Below are 19,493 nucleotides of genomic sequence, written 5' to 3'. Positions count from 1 at the left end.
CGCTGGGGCCGCCGCGCGCATCCCCCCTGCACGTCGAGAGGATCACGTCGATATGTCGTCGCACCCACCCCGCCCGTTCCCGCCCGGATTCCTGTTCGGGGCGGCCACTGCCGCGTATCAGATCGAGGGCGCCGCCTTCGAGGACGGCCGCACCGCATCGATCTGGGATGCGTTCAGCCGCGTGCCGGGCGCGGTGATCGACGCCGACAACGGCGACGTCGCGTGCGACCACTACCACCGGTATCGCGATGACGTGCGCCTGATGGCCGAACTGGGTCTGCAGACCTATCGGTTCTCGGTGTCCTGGTCGCGGGTGCGGCCCGACGGCGGCGCGGTCAACCCCGCCGGTATCGACTTCTACTCGCGGCTGGTCGACGAACTGCTCACCGCCGGCATCGTGCCCTGGTTGACGCTCTACCACTGGGACCTGCCGCAGGCGATCGAGGAGCGCGGCGGCTGGACCGCCCGTGAGACCGCCGACCGCTTCACCGAGTACGCGCTCGACGTGCACGACGCGCTCGGCGACCGCGTCGCGAACTGGACGACCCTCAATGAGCCGTGGTGCTCGTCGTTTCTGAGCTACACCGCGGGCATCCACGCTCCCGGGCGGTACAGCGTGCGCGACGGGATGCTGGCATCGCACCATCTGCTGCTCGGGCACGGGCAGATCGTGCAGAACCTGCGTGCCCGCGACGCGTCACTGAAACTCGGGCTCACCCTCAACCTCACCGTTGCCGACCCCGTCGATCCCACCGATGCCGGCGATCTCGACGCGGCGCGGCGCATCGACGGACAGTACAACCGCTGGTTCCTCGATCCGATCTTCCGCGGCTCTTACCCCGCCGACGTGCTCGAGGACATCCGCGCGGTCGAGCCCGATGCGGTCGCCGCCTTCGAGCACGCCGTTCGCCCGGCAGACCTCGAGACGATCTCGACACCGCTGGATACCCTCGGGGTGAACTACTACCACGGCGAGTACGTCGGCGGCAGCGCGCCGGCTGAGCCACCCGCAGGTGGCGACGCGCCGACCGACCGGCCGGTGCGCTCGCCGTTCCCGTCGCACGAGGGCATCCACTGGCACGAGCGGGGCCTGCCGCGCACCAGCATGCACTGGGAGGTGCAGCCGGAAGGCCTGACCGCACTGCTGCAACGCGTGCAGCGCGACTACACGGCGGCCGCCGGTGTGCCGCTGTACGTCACCGAGAACGGCGCCGCCTACGACGACGAGCCGGTGACCGCCGAGGGGCGCACGCGGGTGCCCGACCCCGAGCGCACCGAGTTCGTGCGCCGCCACCTGGGCGCGATCGTGGATGCGCTCGATACCGGCGTGGACGTGCGCGGCTATTTCTACTGGTCGCTGCTGGACAACTACGAGTGGGCCTGGGGGTACGCCAAACGGTTCGGCATCGTGCGCGTCGATTACGACACCCAGCAGCGGACGATCAAGGACTCCGGCCACGAGTACGCTCGAGTCATCGCCTCACGCGCCATCGACGTCGCACTCGCGAGCGGGGGAGGCGTGGGAACGGAGGACGAATGAGCACTGCCGCCCTCCGCGGCACGGTCACGATCGAGGAGGTCGCCTCGGCGGCCGGAGTCTCGCGCTCGACCGTGTCGCGTGTGGTGAACGGTTCCACGGGGGTCAGCCCGGCGGCTCTCGCCGCCGTCGAACGGGCCATCGCCGACCTGAATTACGTGCCCAATCGTGCCGCGCGCTCCCTCGCGAGCCGCGCGAACCTCGCGATCGCACTGGTCGTCCCCGAAGACGCCGCGCGAGTGTTCGGCGACCCGTTCTTCGCGTCGATCGTCACCGGCATCAACGCCCGGATCAGCCGTTCCGAGTACGTGCTCAACCTGATGATCGCCAGCGACGATCCGCACGACAAGACATCGGCGTACGTTCGCAGCGGCGCCGTCGACGGGGCGATCATCGTGTCGCACCACACCAGCGACGCGTTCATCGACCGCATCGCAGCGGCCGTGCCGGTGGTGTACGGCGGGCGCCCCGTGCAGCCACGCGACGCTGCCTACTATGTCGATGTCGACAACGTGCGCGGTGGCCACATCGCCACCGCGCACCTGATCGAACGGGGCCGTCGTCGCATCGCGACCATCACCGGACCCGCCACGATGCCTGCCGGTATCGACCGGCTCGCCGGGTACCGTGCCGCGTTGGCCGATGCCGGACTGGCGGAGGGGCCGATCGCCGACGGCGACTTCACCGTCGACGGCGGCGCATCGGCGATGCAGGAGATTCTCGACGGCGGACAGCCGTTCGACGCCGTGTTCGTCGCCAGCGACCTCATGGCGCGCGGAGCGCTGGCCGCGCTGACCCGGTTCGGCCGACGGGTGCCTGAAGACGTCGCCGTCGTCGGCTTCGATGACTCGCCGATGGCCGTCAGCAGTACGCCCGCGCTCACCACCATGCGTCAGCCCTCCCGCGCGCAGGGCGAGCGCATGGCCGATGTGCTGATCGCGCTGCTCGCCGGTGACCATCCGCCGCAGGTCAGCATCCTCGACACCGAGCTGATCGTGCGCGACTCGTCCTGACCTGGCACCCGCGCCGCGCCGCTCAGGCGACGGTCGCGTGCAGGGCGTTGTTCCAGGGGTCGTCGAACGCGAGGGTGCGGCCGTCGTCGCGGGTGCGGATGCCGTGGTGCGACAGCCGCTCGCCGAGCGCTCCGAGGCTGTCGGCGTCGGGCAGGGTGAGATCGACGCGGCCGAGGCCGAGTGCGGGCATGCGGGGGCCGGCGCCGCGCGAGTTCCACACGTTCATGGCCATGTGGTGGTGGTAGCCGCCGGCGCTGACGAACAGCGCCTGATTGCCGAGTTCGGCGGTCGTGTCGAAGCCGAGCGCGTCGACGTAGAACGCGCGCGCCGACGCGACATCTCCGACCGAAAGGTGCACGTGGCCGATGGTCGCGGCATCCGTCGCCGTCGCGCCGTTGGCTGCAGCCTCGGTCAGGTGCTCGCCGAGGAACGCGTTCGGGTCGAGGTACAGGGTCGCCATCTCGACCTGGCCGTGCGTCCACGACCACTCCGTGCGGGCGCGGTCCCAGTAGAGCTCGATGCCGTTGCCCTCGGGGTCGGTGAGGTAGAACGCCTGGCTGACGAGGTGGTCGGCGCTGCCGGTGAAGGTCTGCGGCGCGCGTTGGGCGACGCTGTAGAGCGCTGCCGCGAGGGCTGCCTGCGACTCGAACAGGATCGCGGTGTGGAACAGTCCCGCTGACCCCGGCGCGGCGTGACGCAGCGACGGCTCGTGGCGCAGCACGACGAGGGGCCGCCCGGCGCGGCCGAGCGTGACCGTGTCGCCCGCGGCATCCAGCACCTGCAGGGTCACGACGTCGCGGTAGAACGCGGTCTGCGCGTCGAGGTCGCCGACCAGCAGCGTCACCGCGCCCATCGAGGTCGCTGACGCCAACCGCTCCTGAAGCTCACTCACACGCATGCACAACGCGCCGCGGGTTCCGGCCATTCCCGTCGCGTGTCCAGAACGCGCGGATGTGCGGAGGTGAGCATGCGCGTGTCTTGGATACTCGACGAGATTGGATGCCGGGGTCAGTCCTTTTGGACGTCGCCGCCGAGCTGGCCGATCGGCACGATGGGGCCGCCGTCGTCGGCGCCGGTCTTGCGCCAGCGGGCGATCGCGTTGCCGCCGTGGTAGATCGCGAGCGCGGCGAGGGTGCCGAGCACGATGCCGCCGAACTGCAGCTGCCCCCACGTCATGGTGAATCCGGCGATCGCGACGACGAACGCGACGGCGACCGTGTACTGGTTGACGGGGCGCGAGAAGTCGACCTGGTTGTCGACCCAGATCTTGATGCCGATGACGCCGATGAGGCCGTACAGCGCGGTGGTCACCCCGCCGATGACGCCGTTCGGGATCGTGAAGAGGATCTGCCCGACGACCGGCGAGAACGACAGCAGCACCGCGATCGACCCGGCCACCCAGTACGCGGCGGTCGAGTAGATGCGGGTCGCGGCCATGACGCCGATGTTCTCGCCGTAGGTGGTCGTGCCCGAGCCGCCGAAGGCGCCGGCGATCGTGGTGGCGACACCGTCGGCGACGAGCGCGCGGCCGGTGCGCTGGTTGATCGACGGGTCGCCCGTCATGGTCGCGACGCCGCGCACGTGCCCGACGTTCTCGGCGATGAGCACGAGCACGACCGGCAGGAACATCGGCAGCAGCCCCCACGCGACGGGGTCGGCGAAGGACGGCAGGTGGAACTCGGGCAGCCCGAACCACTTGCCCTGCTCGACGAGCTCGCCGACCGCGGTGAAGTCGACCTTGCCCATGAGCACCGCGACGATGTAGCCGACCACGACGCCGAGGAAGATCGAGATGCGGCCGAGGAATCCGCGGAACAGCACCGCGAAGAGGATGCAGGCCACGAGCGTGACGGTGCCCAGCAGTGCGTCCGCTTGGAAGTTCTGCCACGCGACCGGCGCGAGGTTCAGGCCGATGAGCGCGACGATCGCACCCGAGACGACCGGGGGCATGAGCTTCTCGATCCAGCCGGTTCCGGTGGCCTGCACCAGGAAGCCGACACCGGCCAGCAGCACACCGGCGATGAAGACGCCGACGAGCGCCTGCCCGATCTGCTCGGGCGTCTCAAGCGCCTGCCCGCCGTTGAGCGCGGTGATCGGCGCGATGAACGCGAACGACGACCCCAGGTAGCTGGGCAGCTTGTTGCGCGTCAGCAGCAGGAAGAGGATCGTGCCGAGGCCCGAGAACAGCAGCGTCGTCGAGACCGGGAAGCCGGTCAGCAGCGGCACCAGGAACGTCGCGCCGAACATCGCGACGACGTGCTGGGCGCCGATCGCGATCGTCGAACCCCAGCCGAGGCGCTCGCTGGGCTTGACGACCGCGTCGGGCTGGATGCGGCGACCGTCGCCGTGCAGGGACCAAACGGGCATGGGTGTGCTCCTCAGGGGGGGTGGGGGTGCCTGCCATCAGCGTAGCTGGGAAACCGCTGAGTGCCCGGCAGCGACGGGGGCGACGAGCGCGTCAGGCGGTGAGCAGGTCGAGCAGTTCGCGGTACTTGTCGGCGGTGCGGGCGACGATCTCGGCAGGCAGGGCCGGCGGGGTGCCCTGCTTGTTCCAGGCCGCGGCGAGCCAGTCGCGCACGATCTGCTTGTCGAAGCTCGCCATGCGCTCGGCCGGCGTCGTGCCGGTGCGCCAGGCCTCGGCATCCCAGTACCGAGACGAATCGCTCGTGAGCACCTCGTCGGCGAGGGTCAGCACGCCGGCGTCGTCGAGGCCGAACTCGAACTTCGTGTCGGCGAGGATGAGGCCCTTCGCCTCGGCGGTCGCGGCCGCGCGGCGGTAGATCTCGAGCGACGCATCGCGCAGCTGCGCGGCACGGTCGGCGCCGACGAGTTCGACGGCCTGCGCGAACGAGATGTTCTCGTCGTGCTCGCCGAGCGGCGCCTTGTAGGCGGGGGTGAAGATCGGTTCGGGCAGCCGGTCGCCGTTCTCAAGCCCATCGGGCAGGGCGATGCCGCACACGGTGCCGGATGCCTGGTACTCGGCCCAGCCAGAACCCGTGAGGTAGCCGCGCACGACGCACTCGATCGGCTGCATGTCGAGCGCCTTGACGATCATCGCGCGATCGGCGACCGCGGCGGGCGGGGTCGCGCCGGGCACGAGGTGATTGGCGATGGGCAGACCGCCGTCGGCGCCGGCGAGTTGGTCGAACCACCACAGGCTGAGGGCCGTGAGCAGGGCGCCTTTGCCGGGGATGCCGGGGTCGAGCACGTGGTCGAAGGCGCTGACGCGATCGCTTGCGACGACCAGCATCCGGTCGGCGGTCTCGATCGTCTCGCCTTCGGGCAGGTACAGGTCGCGCACCTTTCCGGAGTAGGTGTGGGTCCAGCCGGGCAGGGTGGTCGCAGCATCCGTCACCCGCCCATTATCGACCGCGCGCGGCCGATCCTTCGACCGCGCTGGACTGAAGCGCGGTTCAGCGGCAGGATGTGTGCGGGGAGGTCGAATGCCGCGCACCGAGGAACAGAATCGGATCATCCGCGAGCAGTCTCGCGCACGCCTGGTCGGCGCCGCGTTCGAGGTGTTCGCCGAGAAGGGGTACCACGACGCGAGCGTCGCCGACGTGACCGCGCGGGCCGGGGTCTCGCAGGGACTCGTGAGCTATCACTTCGGCGGCAAGCAGCAGCTCGTCGAGGCGGTGCTCGAGGAATGGCTCGCCGACGTCGAGCGGCTGGCGCACCTCGAGGGGGATGCCGATGAGCGCTTGCGTGCGGTGATCGAGCTGTCGCTGGATGCGACATCGAACATGCTGCCGCGCCATCGGATCGCGCTCTCGCTGGCCGTGCAGCCGTCGACCCATCACATCTTCGCCGAGGTCGAGGAGCGTCACGCCGAGGGGCTGGCCGTCGCCGAAGACGCGCTGCGGCGCATCTTCGACGAGCGCGGCGCCGCAGACCCGGCGCTGGAGGCGGTCATGCTGCGCAGTCTGCTCGAAGGGGTCGTCGCGAAGCGGTCGATCTCCGGCGAGAGCTACCCGCTCGACGCGGCTCGGCTATGGATTCTGCACCACTACGGGCTCGGCGTTGCACCCGCCGGCTCGGCGGCGGCAGAGGGGCGGCTGCGCGCAACCGGCACAGCCGTGGAATGAGGACGTTGCGCAGGTCGCAGCATCCGTGTATACGTTGACTGTACGTCCAGTCAGTCAAACGATTCCGGGGGGATCACATGGGAAACAGCAAGATCGCGGCACTGATCGCAGCCGCCGCGGCAACCGCACTGATGCTGAGCGGATGCTCGGTCATCGAGCAGGCACTCGGCGGCGACAACGCCGTGCGTGACGAGGACTCGAGCGAGATCACCGAGGGCGGCGACCTCGACGTCTTCACGCTCGCCGTCGGCGACTGCTTCGACGACGACTCGGCGGCCGGCACCGAGATCTCCGAGATTCCGGTCGTGCCCTGCTCCGAGCCGCACGACAACGAGGTGTATCACGAGTTCACGCTCGACGAGGGTGAGTACCCGGGTGGCGACGTCATCGAGACCGCCGCCGACGAGGGCTGCTTCGCCGAGTTCGAGAGCTTCGTCGGGATCGACTACGAGTCCTCCGTCTACGGCTACTCGTGGCTGACGCCCACCGAGAGCGGCTGGAACGAACTCGACGACCGCCTCGTGCAGTGCGTCGTGTACGAATACGGCGAGAAGCTCACCGGTTCGGTCGCCGGCACCGCACGGTGATCACCGTTGCGCCGGGACGCGTGTTCCGGCGCAACCGCTGCGGCGCCTCGCACAGCGGCAGGCGGCGATCGCAGGCGACGCAGCACCGACGACCGACCGTGAAAAGGCGAACGCATGACCGAGACCACCGCCACAGGATCCACCCGCACCGCGGCATCCGAACCCAACCCGTGGCGCGCACTGTGGGCGCTCGTCATCGGGTTCTTCATGCTGCTGGTCGACACCACGATCGTCTCGGTCGCCAACCCCGCCATCAAGGCGGCGCTCGACCCCGACACCAACGACCTCGACAACGTCGTGTGGGTCACGTCTGCCTACCTGCTCGCCTACGCCGTGCCGCTGCTGATCACCGGACGGCTCGGTGACCGGTTCGGCCCGAAGAACATCTACCTCATCGGGCTCGCCGTCTTCACGCTCGCCTCGCTCGGCTGCGGCCTGTCGCAAGACCTCGGCACGCTCATCGCGATGCGCGCTGTGCAGGGGCTGGGAGCCGCGATGATGACGCCCCAGACGATGGCCGTCATCACCCGCACCTTCCCGCGCAACCGTCGAGGCGCCGCCATGGGGCTGTGGGGCGCGACCTCGGGCGTCGCGATGCTCGTCGGCCCGCTCGCCGGGGGCGTCCTCGTCGACGGACTCGGCTGGGAATGGATCTTCTTCGTCAACATCCCCGTCGGCATCGTCGGATTCGTGCTCGCCTGGATGCTCGTGCCCGCATTGCCCACGCATCCGCACCGCTTCGACATCGTCGGGGTCGTGCTCAGCGCCGTCGCCATGTTCCTCGTCGTCTTCGGCCTGCAAGAGGCGGAGCACTACGACTGGGGTGTCATCTGGGGACCGATCTCCGTGCCGCTGCTGATCGGCGTCGGCGTCGCCGTGTTCGCGCTGTTCGTATGGCAGCAGATGCGCACCCGCAGCGAACCGCTCGTGCCGATGGCACTGTTCCGCGACCGCAACTACTCCGTCGCCACCATCGCGATCGCCGCCGTCGGGTTCACCGCGGCGAGCATGTCGCTGCCGCTCATGTTCTTCGCGCAGCTCGCACGCGGCCTCACCCCCACCGAAGCGGCGCTCATCATGGTGCCGACCGCGCTCGGCGCCGGCATCCTCGCCCCCTTCGCAGGCCGCCTGCTCGACCGCACCGACCCGCGCTTCCTGCTCGTGCCCGGCATGCTCATGGTGTCGGCGTCGCTCGTCTGGTACGCCGCGCTCATGAACATGGACACCCCGATCTGGGTGTTCCTGCTGCCGGCCGCCCTCATGGGCATCGGGCAGGCCGGCATGTGGGGGCCGCTCGCGACCACCGCGACCCGCAACCTCGACGTGCGCTGGGCCGGTGCCGGCTCCGGCGTCTACAACACGCTGCGCACCGTCGGCTCGGTGCTCGGCTCGGCCGCCATCGCCGCCGTCATGCAGGGGCGCCTCGAAGCGAACCTGCCCGGCATGGATGACGCCGGCTCCGCCGTCAGCGGCGGCACCCTGGCCGAACAGATCGCCGCGCCGTTCTCGACCGCGATGGCCCAAGCCACGCTGCTGCCCGCCGCCGTCGTGCTGATCGGTGTCGTCGCGGTGCTGTTCATGGAACGTCCAGCGGTGCTGAGCTCCCGCGAAGCCCGGGCGCCCGCGAGCCCACACACTTCCGCCGAACCCACCCAGTTTTCGCGCACAGGACGTGAGGGCTCGCGAAAAGTCTGAGGGTTCGCGGAAGGGCCGCGGCGCTGAGCCGTCAGTCCTCGGCGACGCGGGCGGCGATGTCGGTGCGGAAGTGCGAGCCCTCGAGGCCGATGAGACCGATCGCCTCGTAGGCGGCGGCGCGGGCGTCGGCGAACGAGTCGCCCAGCGCCACGACGTTCAGCACGCGGCCGCCGGTCGCAACCAGGCCACCGTCGCGCTCGAGCGTCGCGGCGTGCGCGAGGTGCACGCCCTCGACCTGCTCGGCGGCATCCAGCCCCGTGATCGCGCGGCCCGTGAGCGGCGCCTCGGGGTAGCCCTCGCTGGCCAGCACGACCGTGATCGCGGCGTCGTCGGTGAACACCGGCGCCGGTTCGTCCTCGAGCGTGCCGGCCGCAGCCGACAGCAGCAGACGCGACAGCGGGGATGCCAGCCGTGCCAGCACGACCTGCGTCTCAGGGTCGCCGAAGCGGGCGTTGAACTCGATGACCTTCACGCCCGTGTCGGTGAGGATGAGCCCCGCGTACAGCAGGCCGATGAAGGGGGTGCCCTCGGCATCCAGCTGACGGATGACGGGTTCGGCGACCGTGCGGGTGACCTCGTCGACGAAGGCCTGCTCGCTGCCGAAGTCGTCGGCGAGCCAGGGCAGCGGCGAGTACGCGCCCATGCCACCGGTGTTCGGACCGGCGTCGCCATCGAGGGCGCGCTTGAAGTCCTGCGCGGGGCTGAGCGCCCGCACGGTGTCACCGTCGGAGACGAAGAACAGTGAGACCTCGGGTCCGGCGAGGAATTCCTCGACGAGGACCGGGCCGGTGCCGAGGTACGCGTCGGCGTGGGCGAGGGCGGCGGCGCGGTCGTCGGTGACGATGACGCCCTTGCCCGCCGCCAGGCCGTCGGCCTTCACGACATGCGGGGCGCCGTACTCGTCGAGCGCAGCCTCGACCTCGGTGCGGCTGTGGGCGCGCACCGCGCGACCGGTGGGCACGCCCGCGGCATCCATGATCCGCTTCGCGAACGCCTTCGAACCCTCGAGCTGGGCGGCCGCCTTGCCGGGGCCGAACACCGGGATGCCGCGGGTGCGCAGCGCGTCGGCGACACCGGCGACCAGCGGCGCCTCGGGCCCGATGACGACCAGATCGATGCGCTGCGTGCCGGCGTATTCGGTGACGGCGGCGGGGTCGTTCGCGTCGAGGCCGGCGACGATGGTCGCATCGGCGCCGATTCCGGCGTTGCCGGGGGCTGCGAACACCTCGTGACCGGCGTTCTCCGCCTGCAGTGCGAGGACGATGGCGTGCTCGCGCGCGCCCGAACCGAGGACCAGGATTCTCACGACGCAAGCCTACCGACGACCCCGAGCGGCCACCGCCCCGTGACGAACTCCGCCCGTGCCCGCCACATCCCGCGCCGAACTCCTGAGTTTTCGACGCGAAGGGGCCCGGGGACCGGTCTCTTCGGCTGCAGGCGACAGAAACTGAGGAGTTGCGCACGGCGCGGGCGGCGTAGCGTGGACGCATGGCGCGCAGGATCGAGACGGGTGACGGCCGAGCGGCGCTGGATGCCGTGGCCGCCGGCACGGCGGGCCGACCCGATACGGCGACCGCTGTGCGGTACCTGTTGCAGCTGCTCGTCGAGAAGTCGCCGGGCAATTCGGTCGAAGTGCGGGTGCCGCCGTTCGGTGCGGTGCAGGTCGTCGAGGGCCCCCGGCACACGCGTGGCACGCCGCCGAACGTGGTCGAGCTCGATGCCGCCACGTGGATCGCCGTCGCCACCGGCGCCGAGTCATGGAACGATGCCGTCGCGGCCGGTCGCATCGCGGCATCCGGGGTGCGGGCCGACGTCTCGCACCTGCTGCCGCTGCGGCCGTGACACCCCACGCACGGTGAGAGAATGGATGCCATGAGCTCGCCCGACCAGCACGACGTGCCCCCGGCGCCGATCGAAGACGCGCAGGTTCGGCGCGTGCCCCGCTACGGCGTGTTCCTGGCGCTCGGTGCGGGCCTGGGCGTCGTGCTCGCGCTCGTGCTGACGTTCGTGTTCGACGGGACGGGCGAGAAGAGTCCGTTCACGAACCTGCAGTATTCGCAGGGGCAGGTGTTCGGATTCCTGCTGCTGTTCTGCATCCCGATCGGCATCGCGATCGGCGGTGCCGTGGCGCTCATCCTCGACCGCACGGTCGGCCGTCGCCGCCGCAGCGTGCGCATCAGCCACGAGCGCATCCGCACGCCCGACGACGAGTAGGCCTACGCCAGTTCGGCGATGACGGGGCCGATGGCCGCGTCGAAGGCGACGACGTCCCCGCGCAGCCCGTCGGTGACGGCGATCGTGAGCGCACCGATCCACCACACGCCGCGCTGCGTCAGCGGCAGCACCTGCACGTTCAGTTCGAAGGAGTGGGCTCGGCGTCCGACGGCGCGCTCGTGCTGGGCGATGGCGCTCGCGTACGCGCGATACGACGTTCCCGATCCGACTGCCGCGTGCGCCGTGTAGCGCTTGTGCGCATCGCGGGCGTAGGCGACCGCTTCGGCGCCGAAGGGGAGGATCGCGGCCTTCAGCTCGTCGTAGCCCTCGACGGGCAGCGCGACGAGCGTCTCGAAGCCGTCGACGAGGTCGAGGGGCACGGCCGACGGGTGGGCTTGCGGTTCGACCGAGATATCCCACAGCCCCAGCCATTGGCGTTCGAGCTCGTCCTGCTCGGCGCTGTCGCGCATGGATGCCGGGGGCAACCCGCGCAGGTGCGGCAGCTCTTCGGGTGCGCGGATGCCCAGCACCTGGCGCAGGAACAGCGCGACGATGACCGGCAGCCCGGCATCCTCACGCACGACCCACTCGGGTCCCCCTGACGCGGCCATGCCGCCATCCTAGGACGACACGCGCAGAAGGGGATCGGGTGGCAGGTGCTCGGCAGCCGTCATGGGGGCATCCGGGGGCGCGGCGGGCCGGTACGCTGGGGGTGTGGATTCGGACCCCCGCAACCCGTACACCGAAGCCGGCGTCGACACCGCAGCAGGCGACCTCGCTGTGGAGCTCATGAAGTCGGCCGTCCGCCGCACCCAGGGCCCTGAGGTCCTCGGCGGCGTCGGCGGCTTCGCCGGACTCTTCGACGCGAGCGCCCTGCTCGGCTACACCAAGCCGTTGCTGGCGACCTCGACCGACGGCGTCGGCACGAAGGTCGCGATCGCGCAGACGATCGACAAGCACGACACGATCGGCCGTGACCTGGTCGGCATGGTCGTCGACGACATCGTCGTGGTGGGCGCGAAGCCCCTGTTCATGACCGACTACATCGCGTGCGGCAAGGTTGTGCCCGAGCGCATCGCCGACATCGTCCGCGGCATCGCCGACGGCTGCGCCGAGACGGGCACCGCGCTCGTCGGCGGCGAGACGGCGGAGCACCCTGGCCTGCTGGGCGTCGACGACTACGACGTCGCGGGCGCTGCAACCGGCATCGTCGAAGCGGATGCCGTCCTCGGCGCCGACCGCGTCAGGCCCGGCGACGTCGTGCTGGCCCTGGCCTCCAGCGGTCCGCACTCGAACGGCTACTCGCTCATCCGTCACATCATCACCGGCGCGGGCATCGGCTACGGCGACCGGGCCGCCGACCTCGGCACGACGTGGGGCGAGGCGCTGCTCGAACCCACCCGCCTCTACACGCTGCCGCTGCTGCGCCTCGTCGAGGCTCTCGGCGACGGCGTGCACTCGCTCAGCCACGTCACCGGCGGTGGCATCGCGGCGAACCTCGCACGCGTGCTGCCGCAGGGCACCTGGGTCGACGTCGACCGCTCGACGTGGTCTCCTGCGCCCGTGTTCCGCACCCTCGCCGACATCGGCGGGCTGCAGCTCGAACAGACCGAGGGCACCTGGAACCTCGGCATCGGCTTCCTCGCCGTCGTCGCCGCCGACAAGGCGGCAGAAGCGGCATCCACCCTCACCGCAGAGGGCATCGCGACCTGGCAGGTCGGCGTCGTCGGAGACGGGGCACTGCCCGCCGGCGACTACGAGCAGGGCGCCAAGGGCGTCGACGGAGGCGCCGTGCGCCTGGTCGGCACCTATGCGGACTAGCACCACCCCCACCGGATAGGAACCCCCAGCAACCCATGTGCGGAATCGTCGGCGTCGTCGGCCAGGGCCCCGTCAACCAGGACGTCTATGACGCGCTCCTCCTGCTGCAGCACCGCGGGCAGGATTCCACCGGCATTGCCACAGCCGAAGCCAGCGGCACCTTCCACATCCACAAGGCCAAGGGGCAGGTGCGCGAAGCGTTCCGCACCCGCGACATGCGCGCCCTCATGGGCGAGATCGGCCTCGGGCACGTGCGCTACGCCACCCGGGGCGCCGCGTCGAGCGAAGAAGAGGCGCAGCCGTTCTACGTGAACGCGCCGTACGGCATCGTGCTCGTCCACAACGGCAACCTCACCAACACGCGCGAGCTCACCGAAGAGCTCTTCCGCAAGGATCGCCGTCATCTCAACACGACCTCCGACACCGAGCTGCTCGTCAACGTGCTCGCCAACGAACTGCAGGGCACGATCAACGGCGTCGACCTGAACCCCGACCAGGTGTTCCAGGCCGTCACCCGCGTGCACGAGCGCGTCGAGGGGTCATATGCCGCGATCGCGCTCATCGCCGGCTACGGGCTGCTCGCCTTCCGCGACCCGTTCGGTATCCGCCCGCTCATCCTCGGCACCCGCAAGGCGGAGAACGGCCGCTACGAGTGGACGGTGGCATCCGAGTCGCTCGTGCTCGAGAACGGCGGCTTCGAGGTCGTGCGCGACGTCGAACCCGGCGAGGCCGTGTACATCGACCTCAACGGCCACCTGCACACCAAGCAGTGCGCGACCAACCCGCAGCTCGTGCCGTGCTCGTTCGAATACGTGTACCTCGCGCGCCCCGACAGCGAGATGAACGGCATCTCGGTCTACGAGGCGCGCCTTCGCATGGGCGAGCGCCTCGCGGCGACGATCGCGAAGTACACGCCGAAGGGCTCGATCGACGTCGTCATGCCGATTCCCGACAGCTCGCGCCCCGCCGCGATGCAGGTGGCGCGCAAGCTCGGCATCGAATACCGCGAAGGCTTCTACAAGAACCGCTACGTCGGCCGCACGTTCATCATGCCGGGGCAGGCGGTGCGCAAGAAGAGCGTGCGCCAGAAGCTCAACGCCATGTCGAGCGAGTTCAAGGGCAAGAACGTGCTGCTGATCGACGACTCGATCGTGCGCGGCACGACGAGCAAAGAGATCATCCAGATGGCGCGGGATGCCGGTGCCACCAGCGTCACCTTCGCATCTGCTGCGCCGCCCGTGCGCTACCCGCACGTGTACGGCATCAACATGCCGTCGCGGCACGAACTCGTCGCCCACGGCCGCACGATCCCCGAGATCGCAGAAGAGCTCGGCGCCGACTACATGGTCTACCAAGAGATCGACGACCTGAAGGCGGCGATCCTCGAGGGCTCGCCCGACGTCGAAGACCTCGACATGAGCTGCTTCGACGGACGCTACATCACCGGCACGGTCTCGGAGGAGTACCTGGCCTGGCTCGAAGGCTCGCAGGAGTCGTGACCGGCGAGACGGGCGCTGCTGTCGCCCGTCCGTTGTGGCAGGGGCGGATGCTGGCGCTGCTCGTGGCGTTCTCGTTGCGGTCGGCCGTCGCCGCGCTGTCGCCGCTGCTCGCGCTGGGCGCCGTGCTGCTTATCGCGATCCCGGCAGGAGTCATCGTGGCGCGTCCGACGACGATCGAGGACGACTGGGAGCAGCGCCACGGTCGGTGGAGCTGAGCGTTACGCCTTCTCGAACGACGACGTGGAAGACGTCTCGTCTTCGTCGTCGTCGTACTCGTCGGCCCACTTGTCGACGTACTGTTCGTCGTCGGGGTGACCAAGTTCCTTTTCGAGCGCGCCGAAGTTCACGTTGTACGTGTCGTACTTGAGTTCGCGAGCAATCTTGGTGTGCTTGGCTTTCTGACGGCCACGCCCCATGCGAGACCCCCTCATTTCTGAGTCACGGGCCAATTTCGCTGAGCCCGGAGAATCCACATCCGGTTTGAGAACCGGGAAGAGTAGCATTCAGGATAACACGGTGCCCTCACCGTCAGCGCGGACCGGCGCCAGTCGCGGGGGCGAGAAGGGACTGACCGACATGGCCGATGACCCACTCACCAAGGCCGCTCCGGTTGAACCGGTGCCGCAGCAGGCAGTAATCGTGGGGGTGATCCCCGACCAGTCGCCGCGCGTGCTGAAAGAAGCGGCGCGGTACGCGAAGCTCTTCGGTGCGCCGCTCATCGTCGCGCACGTCGACGTCACCCGTTTCGTCACGTACGAAGACCCCGACGGGTACGTGCACTCGGCGCCCATCGATCTCGACATCGCGGCCGGCGAATCGCAGCTGGCCGAGGTGCGGGCCGCCGCCGAAGAGGTGCTGGGCGCCTCGGGGCTGGACTGGTCGGTGCGTCAGCTCGTGGGCGACCCGGCGATGGCCATGAAGCATCTTGCCGACAAGGCCGACGCCCGACTGATCGTCGTCGGCACCCGCAAGCGCGGGCTGGGGGAGTCGATCCGCGAGTTCTTCACGGGTTCGGTCGCCGCGCGCCTCGCGCACCGGCAGGCCCGGCCGCTGCTGGTCGTGCCGCTGGGCGAGCCCGCCGCCGACGACGAGGACCTCTGGCCCGAGGCCTGAGCGCCGTTTCGTCCGCGAGGCCGTGTCGACGCCGAACCCACACACATTGCGCGAGCCCTCACGCTTTGGTCGCACAAAACGTGGGGGCTCGCACAAATCGTGTGGGTTCGCGGAAGCCGTGAACGGCGTCAGCCGCGCAGCGCGCGGGTGACGGCGCGTTGGGCGGCGTCCAGCGCCGACGTCAGCTCGTCGATGACGGATGCCGACAGGCTTCCGCCCCGGGCGACGTGCGAGCGCAGGTCGGCGCGCACTTCACCGCGGAACGCCGTGAGGGCGGCATCCGCACGGCGCAGTTGCTCGCGGGACAGTCCGCGCGGGTCGTCGCCGTCTGACCCGTCGTCGCGCGCCGTCGTGCGTGGGGCGTCGCGCTCTGCCTGCGCGGCGGCGGCGAGGTCTGCCTGCAGACTGCGCATCGCTTCGCGCACGCTGCCGCGCACGCCGTCGGCGATGAGCCGAACGCTGTCGGCAAGGCCCGCTTCGATGCCCTCGAGGTCGCCGGATCGCGAGGCGACCTCGGCGCGGCCGGCGTCGGTGATCTCGTACACCGTCTTGCGACCGTCGGTCGTCTTGGTGACCAGGCCCTCTTCTTCGAGCTTCGCCAGGCGCGGGTAGATCGTGCCGGCGCTGGGGGTGTAGGTGCCGCCGGTGCGATCCGACAGCGCCTGCATGAGGTCGTACCCGTGGCGGGGCGACTCGTCGAGCAGGTTCAGCAGGTACAGGCGAAGGTCGCCGTGCGAGAAGACGGGTGCCATCCTCACCACTCCTCGGGGGCCGGGGCGTCGCCCTCGTCGCCGGCGGCCGGTGCCGCATCGGTGCGGCGCAGCACGGTGATGTCGCCCGAGACCGAATTGGCGCGCACGTCGACGAAGGTGCCGCTGAGCTCACCGCGAGAGCCCGTGTAGTTGGTGGTCGGTCCGGTGCCGCGACCCGAGTGCTTCTCGCCGTCGACGATCACGCGGCCCGAGACGCTGCGGACGACGTAGTTGGCGGGGAGTGTCTCGTCGATGCGCAGGGTCGCAGCGCCGCTGACGGTGTTGGTGCTGACCGATTGGATGCCGCCGGTCGAGTCGATCAGCACGGCACCCGACACGGTGTCGACCGAGGCCTTGCGCAGTGCACCGGTGGCTGCGATGTCGCCCGAGACCGAGTTGGCGCTGAGTGCGCCCTCGAGTGCGCGGATCTGCACGTCGCCGGAGACGGCGTTGACCGACAGGTCGCCGGTGAGTCCGTCGACGATGAGGTCGCCCGAGACCGTGCTCAGCTTGGCGCCGCGGGTCAGGCCCGACACCAGTGCACTGGCACTGACGACGCCGAGGTTCAGGTCGGTGCCGCGGGGCACCGCGACGCTGATCTCTGCCTGGGGTCCGCCGGCGCCGAAGTTGCGGAACACTTCGAGGAAGTTGTCCCACCGCAGTTGGGCGTGGTCGATTTCGATCTGGTCGCCGGTGGCTTCGATGCGCAGGTCTTTGACGCTGACGCTGTGGACTTCGATGCGGATGCCGGGTTCGTCGTGGGCGACGACGTCGATCTGGCCGCCGACGAGGCCGACCTTGAGCTTGCGGATGTCGTCGACGTCGATCACTCGGGTCTCGCCCGGGTGGATGAGCCACTTCTCGAGGGTCATGAGTTCTCCTGGGTGTGTGGGCGATCAAGATATATCGCGTTTGGTGAGGATAACACGATATATCTCGAGATTGTCAAGCACCCAGTCGTTGAGCGAGCGAAGCGAGACGAAACGCGCGCTTGACCTTGACGCAACGTCAACCTCTAGCGTGGTGGGCATGACACAGGAATGGTCCATTCAGCAGATCGCGAAGCTGGCCGGGACGACGAGCCGGACCCTCCGGCACTACGACGACCTCGGCCTGCTGCCGCCGTCGAGCATCGGTGCCAACGGCTACCGGTTCTACGACCAGGCGGCACTCGTGCGCCTGCAGCGCGTACTGCTGCTGCGCGAACTCGGGCTCGGCCTGCCGCAGATCGGCGAGATCCTCGACCGCGACACCGACGAGGTCCACGCGCTCACCGCGCACCTCGCGTGGCTGCGGGACGAGCAGGATCGCCTCGCGCGGCAGATCGCATCGGTGGAAACGACCATCACGGCTTTGAAAGGAGGTGAACGACTCATGGCAGCAGACATGTTCGACGGCTTCGACCACACCGCGTACAAAGACGAGGTGACCGAGCGCTGGGGCGCGAAGGCATACGCCGACAGCGACGCCTGGTGGCGCGGCATGAGCGCCGACGACAAGTCGGCGTGGCAGCAGCGCACGGCGCAGCTCGGTGCCGACTGGCAGGATGCCGCAGCCCGCGGCATCAGTCCCGATTCCGACGAGGCGCAGGCGCTCGCCGAGCGCCACGTCGCGTGGCTCACCGGCATCCCCGGTACCCCTGCGGCCGCGCCCGGCGGCGACGTGAAGGGCTACGTCACGGGACTCGGCGAGATGTATGTCGCAGACCCGCGCTTCGCGGCGAACTACGGCGGCATCGAGGGGGCGACCCTCGTGCGCGATGCCCTGCGCAGCTACGCCGACGCTCGTCTCTGATCGTGACGACGGCATGACGATGCCCCCGCCTCATCGGCGGGGGCATCGTTCGTTGTGACGGCGGAGGGCCTAGCGGCTGCCCCCGCGAACGACTCGCAGGAGGAAGGCGATCAACGCGATGACAGCGACGATCAGCGCCACCCACAGCAGCCAGTTCAGCGCGGTGTTGAGCCCGCCGACGATGGCGAGCACGATCGCGACGACGATGATGATGATGAGTGCAAGGTTCATGCGGCTCTCCGTTCTCGAACGTTCCATCCCGCGGGTCGCGGGAGGTCGTTGCATCGGCAGGCTAGCAAGATCCGACACTCCAACGGCAACCCCTTGACGCGGGTCTGCCGCAGATGCTAATTCGGATGCCAGAAGCGGCATATGCCACGAGGGCGGGCAGGGGAGGGTGCATGGTGGCGTTGAAACGGGTGCATCCGGGTGAAGACCTCGGGTTTCGTCGGTGGCGCGCCGGCAGCGGGTTCCGGTACGTCGACCCGGACGGCGCGAGCGTGCCAGACGAGGTCGCCGAACGCATCAGGGCGCTCGTGATCCCGCCTGCCTGGACAGACGTGTGGATCTGTGCCGACGAGAGCGGACACATCCAAGCGACCGGCGTCGACGAAGCCGGTCGCACGCAGTACCTCTACCACCCCGACTGGGCGCGACGCCGCGATCGCGGCAAGTTCGCCCGCGCGCTGCGACTGGCCGCGGCGCTGCCCGCAGCCCGCGCACGCGTGACGACCTCGCTGCGTCGCGACGGACTCGACCGTGAGCGGGTGCTCGCGGCGGCGTTCCGCATGCTCGACACCGTCGCACCCCGCGTCGGCTCGGAGCGCTACTTCGCGCGGCACGGCAGTCGGGGCCTGGCGACCCTGCTGCGAAGGGATGCCGCGGTCGACGGCAACACGGTGACCTTCCGCTTTCCCGGCAAGAGCGGCGCCGCGCAAGCGCTCAGCGTGGTCGATGTCGACCTGGCCGCGATCGTCGCCGAACTCGCCGTCGGTCGCGGACGCTCGCCCCTGTTGGCGTATCGCACGGGCAGACGGCGGGTGGCCCTCAGCACCCGCGAGATCAACGACTACGTCCGCTCGGTCACCGGCGGCCGGTTCACGGCCAAGGACTTCCGCACGTTGCGCGGCACGATCCTCGCTGCGGAGGCGCTCGCCCAGATCGGCCCGCAGGAGGATCCGGCCGATCGCACGCGGGCGATCGTCCTCGCCGTCAAGGCGACGGCTGCCGGGCTCGGCAACACGCCCACCGTCGCGCGCGGTTCGTACATCGACCCGCGCGTGCTGCGCCGCTACCGCGACGGCGAGGTGCTCGACACCTCGATCTCGGCGGAATCGGCGATCCGTGACCTGCTCGGCGCCTGATCGGGCCCTACCGTGAGCG

22 protein-coding genes are annotated in these 19,493 nt (G+C 69.8%); 13 read left to right on the top strand and 9 right to left on the bottom strand.

Annotation, left to right across the window (positions count from 1 at the left end):
• Positions 1-52: 52 nt before the first annotated feature.
• Together AC3ENX_RS08630 and AC3ENX_RS08625 are read left to right on the top strand one after the other, a co-directional pair.
• The gene (locus AC3ENX_RS08630; protein ID WP_434811460.1) at positions 53-1,540 is read left to right on the top strand and encodes a GH1 family beta-glucosidase; all 1,488 of its coding nucleotides are present in this window, start codon (positions 53-55) and stop codon (positions 1,538-1,540) included.
• Positions 1,537-2,550 (top strand): LacI family DNA-binding transcriptional regulator, encoded by a 1,014-nt coding sequence (locus tag AC3ENX_RS08625; RefSeq protein WP_434811459.1) that lies wholly within the window; start codon positions 1,537-1,539, stop codon positions 2,548-2,550. The genes AC3ENX_RS08630 and AC3ENX_RS08625 overlap by 4 nt, the downstream gene beginning before the upstream one ends.
• A 22-nt stretch (positions 2,551-2,572) precedes the next feature.
• Here the strand turns inward: AC3ENX_RS08625 and AC3ENX_RS08620 are convergent, their stop codons facing one another.
• From AC3ENX_RS08620 to AC3ENX_RS08610, 3 genes are all read right to left on the bottom strand, one after another.
• Positions 2,573-3,448 carry a VOC family protein gene (locus AC3ENX_RS08620; RefSeq protein ID WP_434811532.1) on the bottom strand — a complete coding sequence of 292 codons (876 nt, stop codon included), beginning with the start codon at positions 3,446-3,448 and terminating at the stop codon, positions 2,573-2,575.
• Between the two features lie 110 nt (positions 3,449-3,558).
• A complete protein-coding gene (locus AC3ENX_RS08615) occupies positions 3,559-4,917 on the bottom strand; it encodes a uracil-xanthine permease family protein (RefSeq protein WP_434811458.1) in 1,359 nt (452 codons plus the stop codon).
• 91 nt (positions 4,918-5,008) lie between these two features.
• Entirely contained in the window at positions 5,009-5,905 is an 897-nt protein-coding gene (locus tag AC3ENX_RS08610; protein WP_434811457.1) for a phosphoribosylaminoimidazolesuccinocarboxamide synthase, read from the bottom strand.
• A gap of 88 nt (positions 5,906-5,993) precedes the next feature.
• Here AC3ENX_RS08610 and AC3ENX_RS08605 point away from each other — a divergent pair, with 88 nt between their 5' ends.
• The 3 genes from AC3ENX_RS08605 to AC3ENX_RS08595 all read left to right on the top strand — a co-directional run bounded on the left by AC3ENX_RS08605 (position 5,994) and on the right by AC3ENX_RS08595 (position 8,917).
• Positions 5,994-6,635 (top strand): TetR/AcrR family transcriptional regulator, encoded by a 642-nt coding sequence (locus tag AC3ENX_RS08605; RefSeq protein WP_434811456.1) that lies wholly within the window; start codon positions 5,994-5,996, stop codon positions 6,633-6,635.
• Positions 6,636-6,712: 77 nt separating this feature from the next.
• Entirely contained in the window at positions 6,713-7,222 is a 510-nt protein-coding gene (locus AC3ENX_RS08600) for a septum formation family protein (RefSeq protein WP_434811455.1), read from the top strand.
• Between the two features lie 114 nt (positions 7,223-7,336).
• Positions 7,337-8,917 carry a DHA2 family efflux MFS transporter permease subunit gene (locus tag AC3ENX_RS08595; protein WP_434811454.1) on the top strand — a complete coding sequence of 527 codons (1,581 nt, stop codon included), beginning with the start codon at positions 7,337-7,339 and terminating at the stop codon, positions 8,915-8,917.
• Positions 8,918-8,948: 31 nt separating this feature from the next.
• On the opposite strand, the gene purD is transcribed toward AC3ENX_RS08595, so the two are convergent.
• On the bottom strand, positions 8,949-10,223 hold the full coding sequence (gene purD, locus AC3ENX_RS08590) for a phosphoribosylamine--glycine ligase (protein WP_434811453.1): 1,275 nt from the start codon (positions 10,221-10,223) through the stop codon (positions 8,949-8,951).
• A gap of 182 nt (positions 10,224-10,405) precedes the next feature.
• Between purD and AC3ENX_RS08585 the strand changes: the two genes are divergently transcribed.
• Entirely contained in the window at positions 10,406-10,759 is a 354-nt protein-coding gene (locus AC3ENX_RS08585) for a sterol carrier family protein (RefSeq protein WP_434811452.1), read from the top strand.
• A gap of 30 nt (positions 10,760-10,789) precedes the next feature.
• Positions 10,790-11,131 (top strand): potassium transporter Trk, encoded by a 342-nt coding sequence (locus AC3ENX_RS08580; protein WP_434811451.1) that lies wholly within the window; start codon positions 10,790-10,792, stop codon positions 11,129-11,131.
• A 2-nt stretch (positions 11,132-11,133) separates the two neighbouring features.
• Here AC3ENX_RS08580 and AC3ENX_RS08575 read toward each other — a convergent pair whose 3' ends face one another.
• The gene (locus AC3ENX_RS08575; RefSeq protein WP_434811450.1) at positions 11,134-11,742 is read right to left on the bottom strand and encodes a zinc-binding alcohol dehydrogenase; all 609 of its coding nucleotides are present in this window, start codon (positions 11,740-11,742) and stop codon (positions 11,134-11,136) included.
• Positions 11,743-11,803: 61 nt separating this feature from the next.
• Here AC3ENX_RS08575 and purM point away from each other — a divergent pair, with 61 nt between their 5' ends.
• From purM to AC3ENX_RS08560, 3 genes are read left to right on the top strand one after another with little or no spacing between them, the layout of a single operon-like run.
• A complete protein-coding gene (gene purM, locus AC3ENX_RS08570; protein WP_434811449.1) occupies positions 11,804-12,952 on the top strand; it encodes a phosphoribosylformylglycinamidine cyclo-ligase in 1,149 nt (382 codons plus the stop codon).
• A 35-nt stretch (positions 12,953-12,987) separates the two neighbouring features.
• Entirely contained in the window at positions 12,988-14,451 is a 1,464-nt protein-coding gene (gene purF / locus AC3ENX_RS08565; RefSeq protein ID WP_434811448.1) for an amidophosphoribosyltransferase, read from the top strand.
• Entirely contained in the window at positions 14,448-14,666 is a 219-nt protein-coding gene (locus AC3ENX_RS08560; protein WP_434811447.1) for a hypothetical protein, read from the top strand. Before purF ends, AC3ENX_RS08560 begins: the two co-directional genes overlap by 4 nt.
• A 3-nt stretch (positions 14,667-14,669) precedes the next feature.
• Here the strand turns inward: AC3ENX_RS08560 and AC3ENX_RS08555 are convergent, their stop codons facing one another.
• Positions 14,670-14,867 (bottom strand): DUF3073 family protein, encoded by a 198-nt coding sequence (locus AC3ENX_RS08555; RefSeq protein ID WP_434811446.1) that lies wholly within the window; start codon positions 14,865-14,867, stop codon positions 14,670-14,672.
• Positions 14,868-15,027: 160 nt separating this feature from the next.
• Here AC3ENX_RS08555 and AC3ENX_RS08550 point away from each other — a divergent pair, with 160 nt between their 5' ends.
• Positions 15,028-15,564 (top strand): universal stress protein, encoded by a 537-nt coding sequence (locus AC3ENX_RS08550; RefSeq protein WP_434811531.1) that lies wholly within the window; start codon positions 15,028-15,030, stop codon positions 15,562-15,564.
• A 128-nt stretch (positions 15,565-15,692) separates the two neighbouring features.
• Here AC3ENX_RS08550 and AC3ENX_RS08545 read toward each other — a convergent pair whose 3' ends face one another.
• Both AC3ENX_RS08545 and AC3ENX_RS08540 read right to left on the bottom strand, forming a co-directional pair.
• Complete coding sequence (locus AC3ENX_RS08545) at positions 15,693-16,316, bottom strand: PadR family transcriptional regulator (RefSeq protein ID WP_434811445.1); 624 nt, start codon at positions 16,314-16,316, stop codon at positions 15,693-15,695.
• Positions 16,317-16,318: 2 nt separating this feature from the next.
• Complete coding sequence (locus tag AC3ENX_RS08540) at positions 16,319-17,188, bottom strand: DUF4097 family beta strand repeat-containing protein (RefSeq protein WP_434811444.1); 870 nt, start codon at positions 17,186-17,188, stop codon at positions 16,319-16,321.
• Between the two features lie 157 nt (positions 17,189-17,345).
• On the opposite strand from AC3ENX_RS08540, the gene AC3ENX_RS08535 reads away from it, so the two are divergent.
• Positions 17,346-18,110: a MerR family transcriptional regulator gene (locus tag AC3ENX_RS08535; protein ID WP_434811443.1), complete on the top strand. Its 765-nt coding sequence runs from the start codon at positions 17,346-17,348 to the stop codon at positions 18,108-18,110.
• 69 nt (positions 18,111-18,179) lie between these two features.
• On the opposite strand, the gene AC3ENX_RS08530 is transcribed toward AC3ENX_RS08535, so the two are convergent.
• On the bottom strand, positions 18,180-18,341 hold the full coding sequence (locus tag AC3ENX_RS08530; RefSeq protein ID WP_434811442.1) for a hypothetical protein: 162 nt from the start codon (positions 18,339-18,341) through the stop codon (positions 18,180-18,182).
• Positions 18,342-18,511: 170 nt separating this feature from the next.
• On the opposite strand from AC3ENX_RS08530, the gene AC3ENX_RS08525 reads away from it, so the two are divergent.
• Positions 18,512-19,474 (top strand): DNA topoisomerase IB, encoded by a 963-nt coding sequence (locus AC3ENX_RS08525; RefSeq protein WP_434811441.1) that lies wholly within the window; start codon positions 18,512-18,514, stop codon positions 19,472-19,474.
• The last annotated feature ends 19 nt before the right edge of the window (positions 19,475-19,493 follow it).

This window comes from Microbacterium sp. bgisy189, from assembly GCF_057707225.1.
This window is presented reverse-complemented; position numbering and strand designations above follow the sequence as displayed.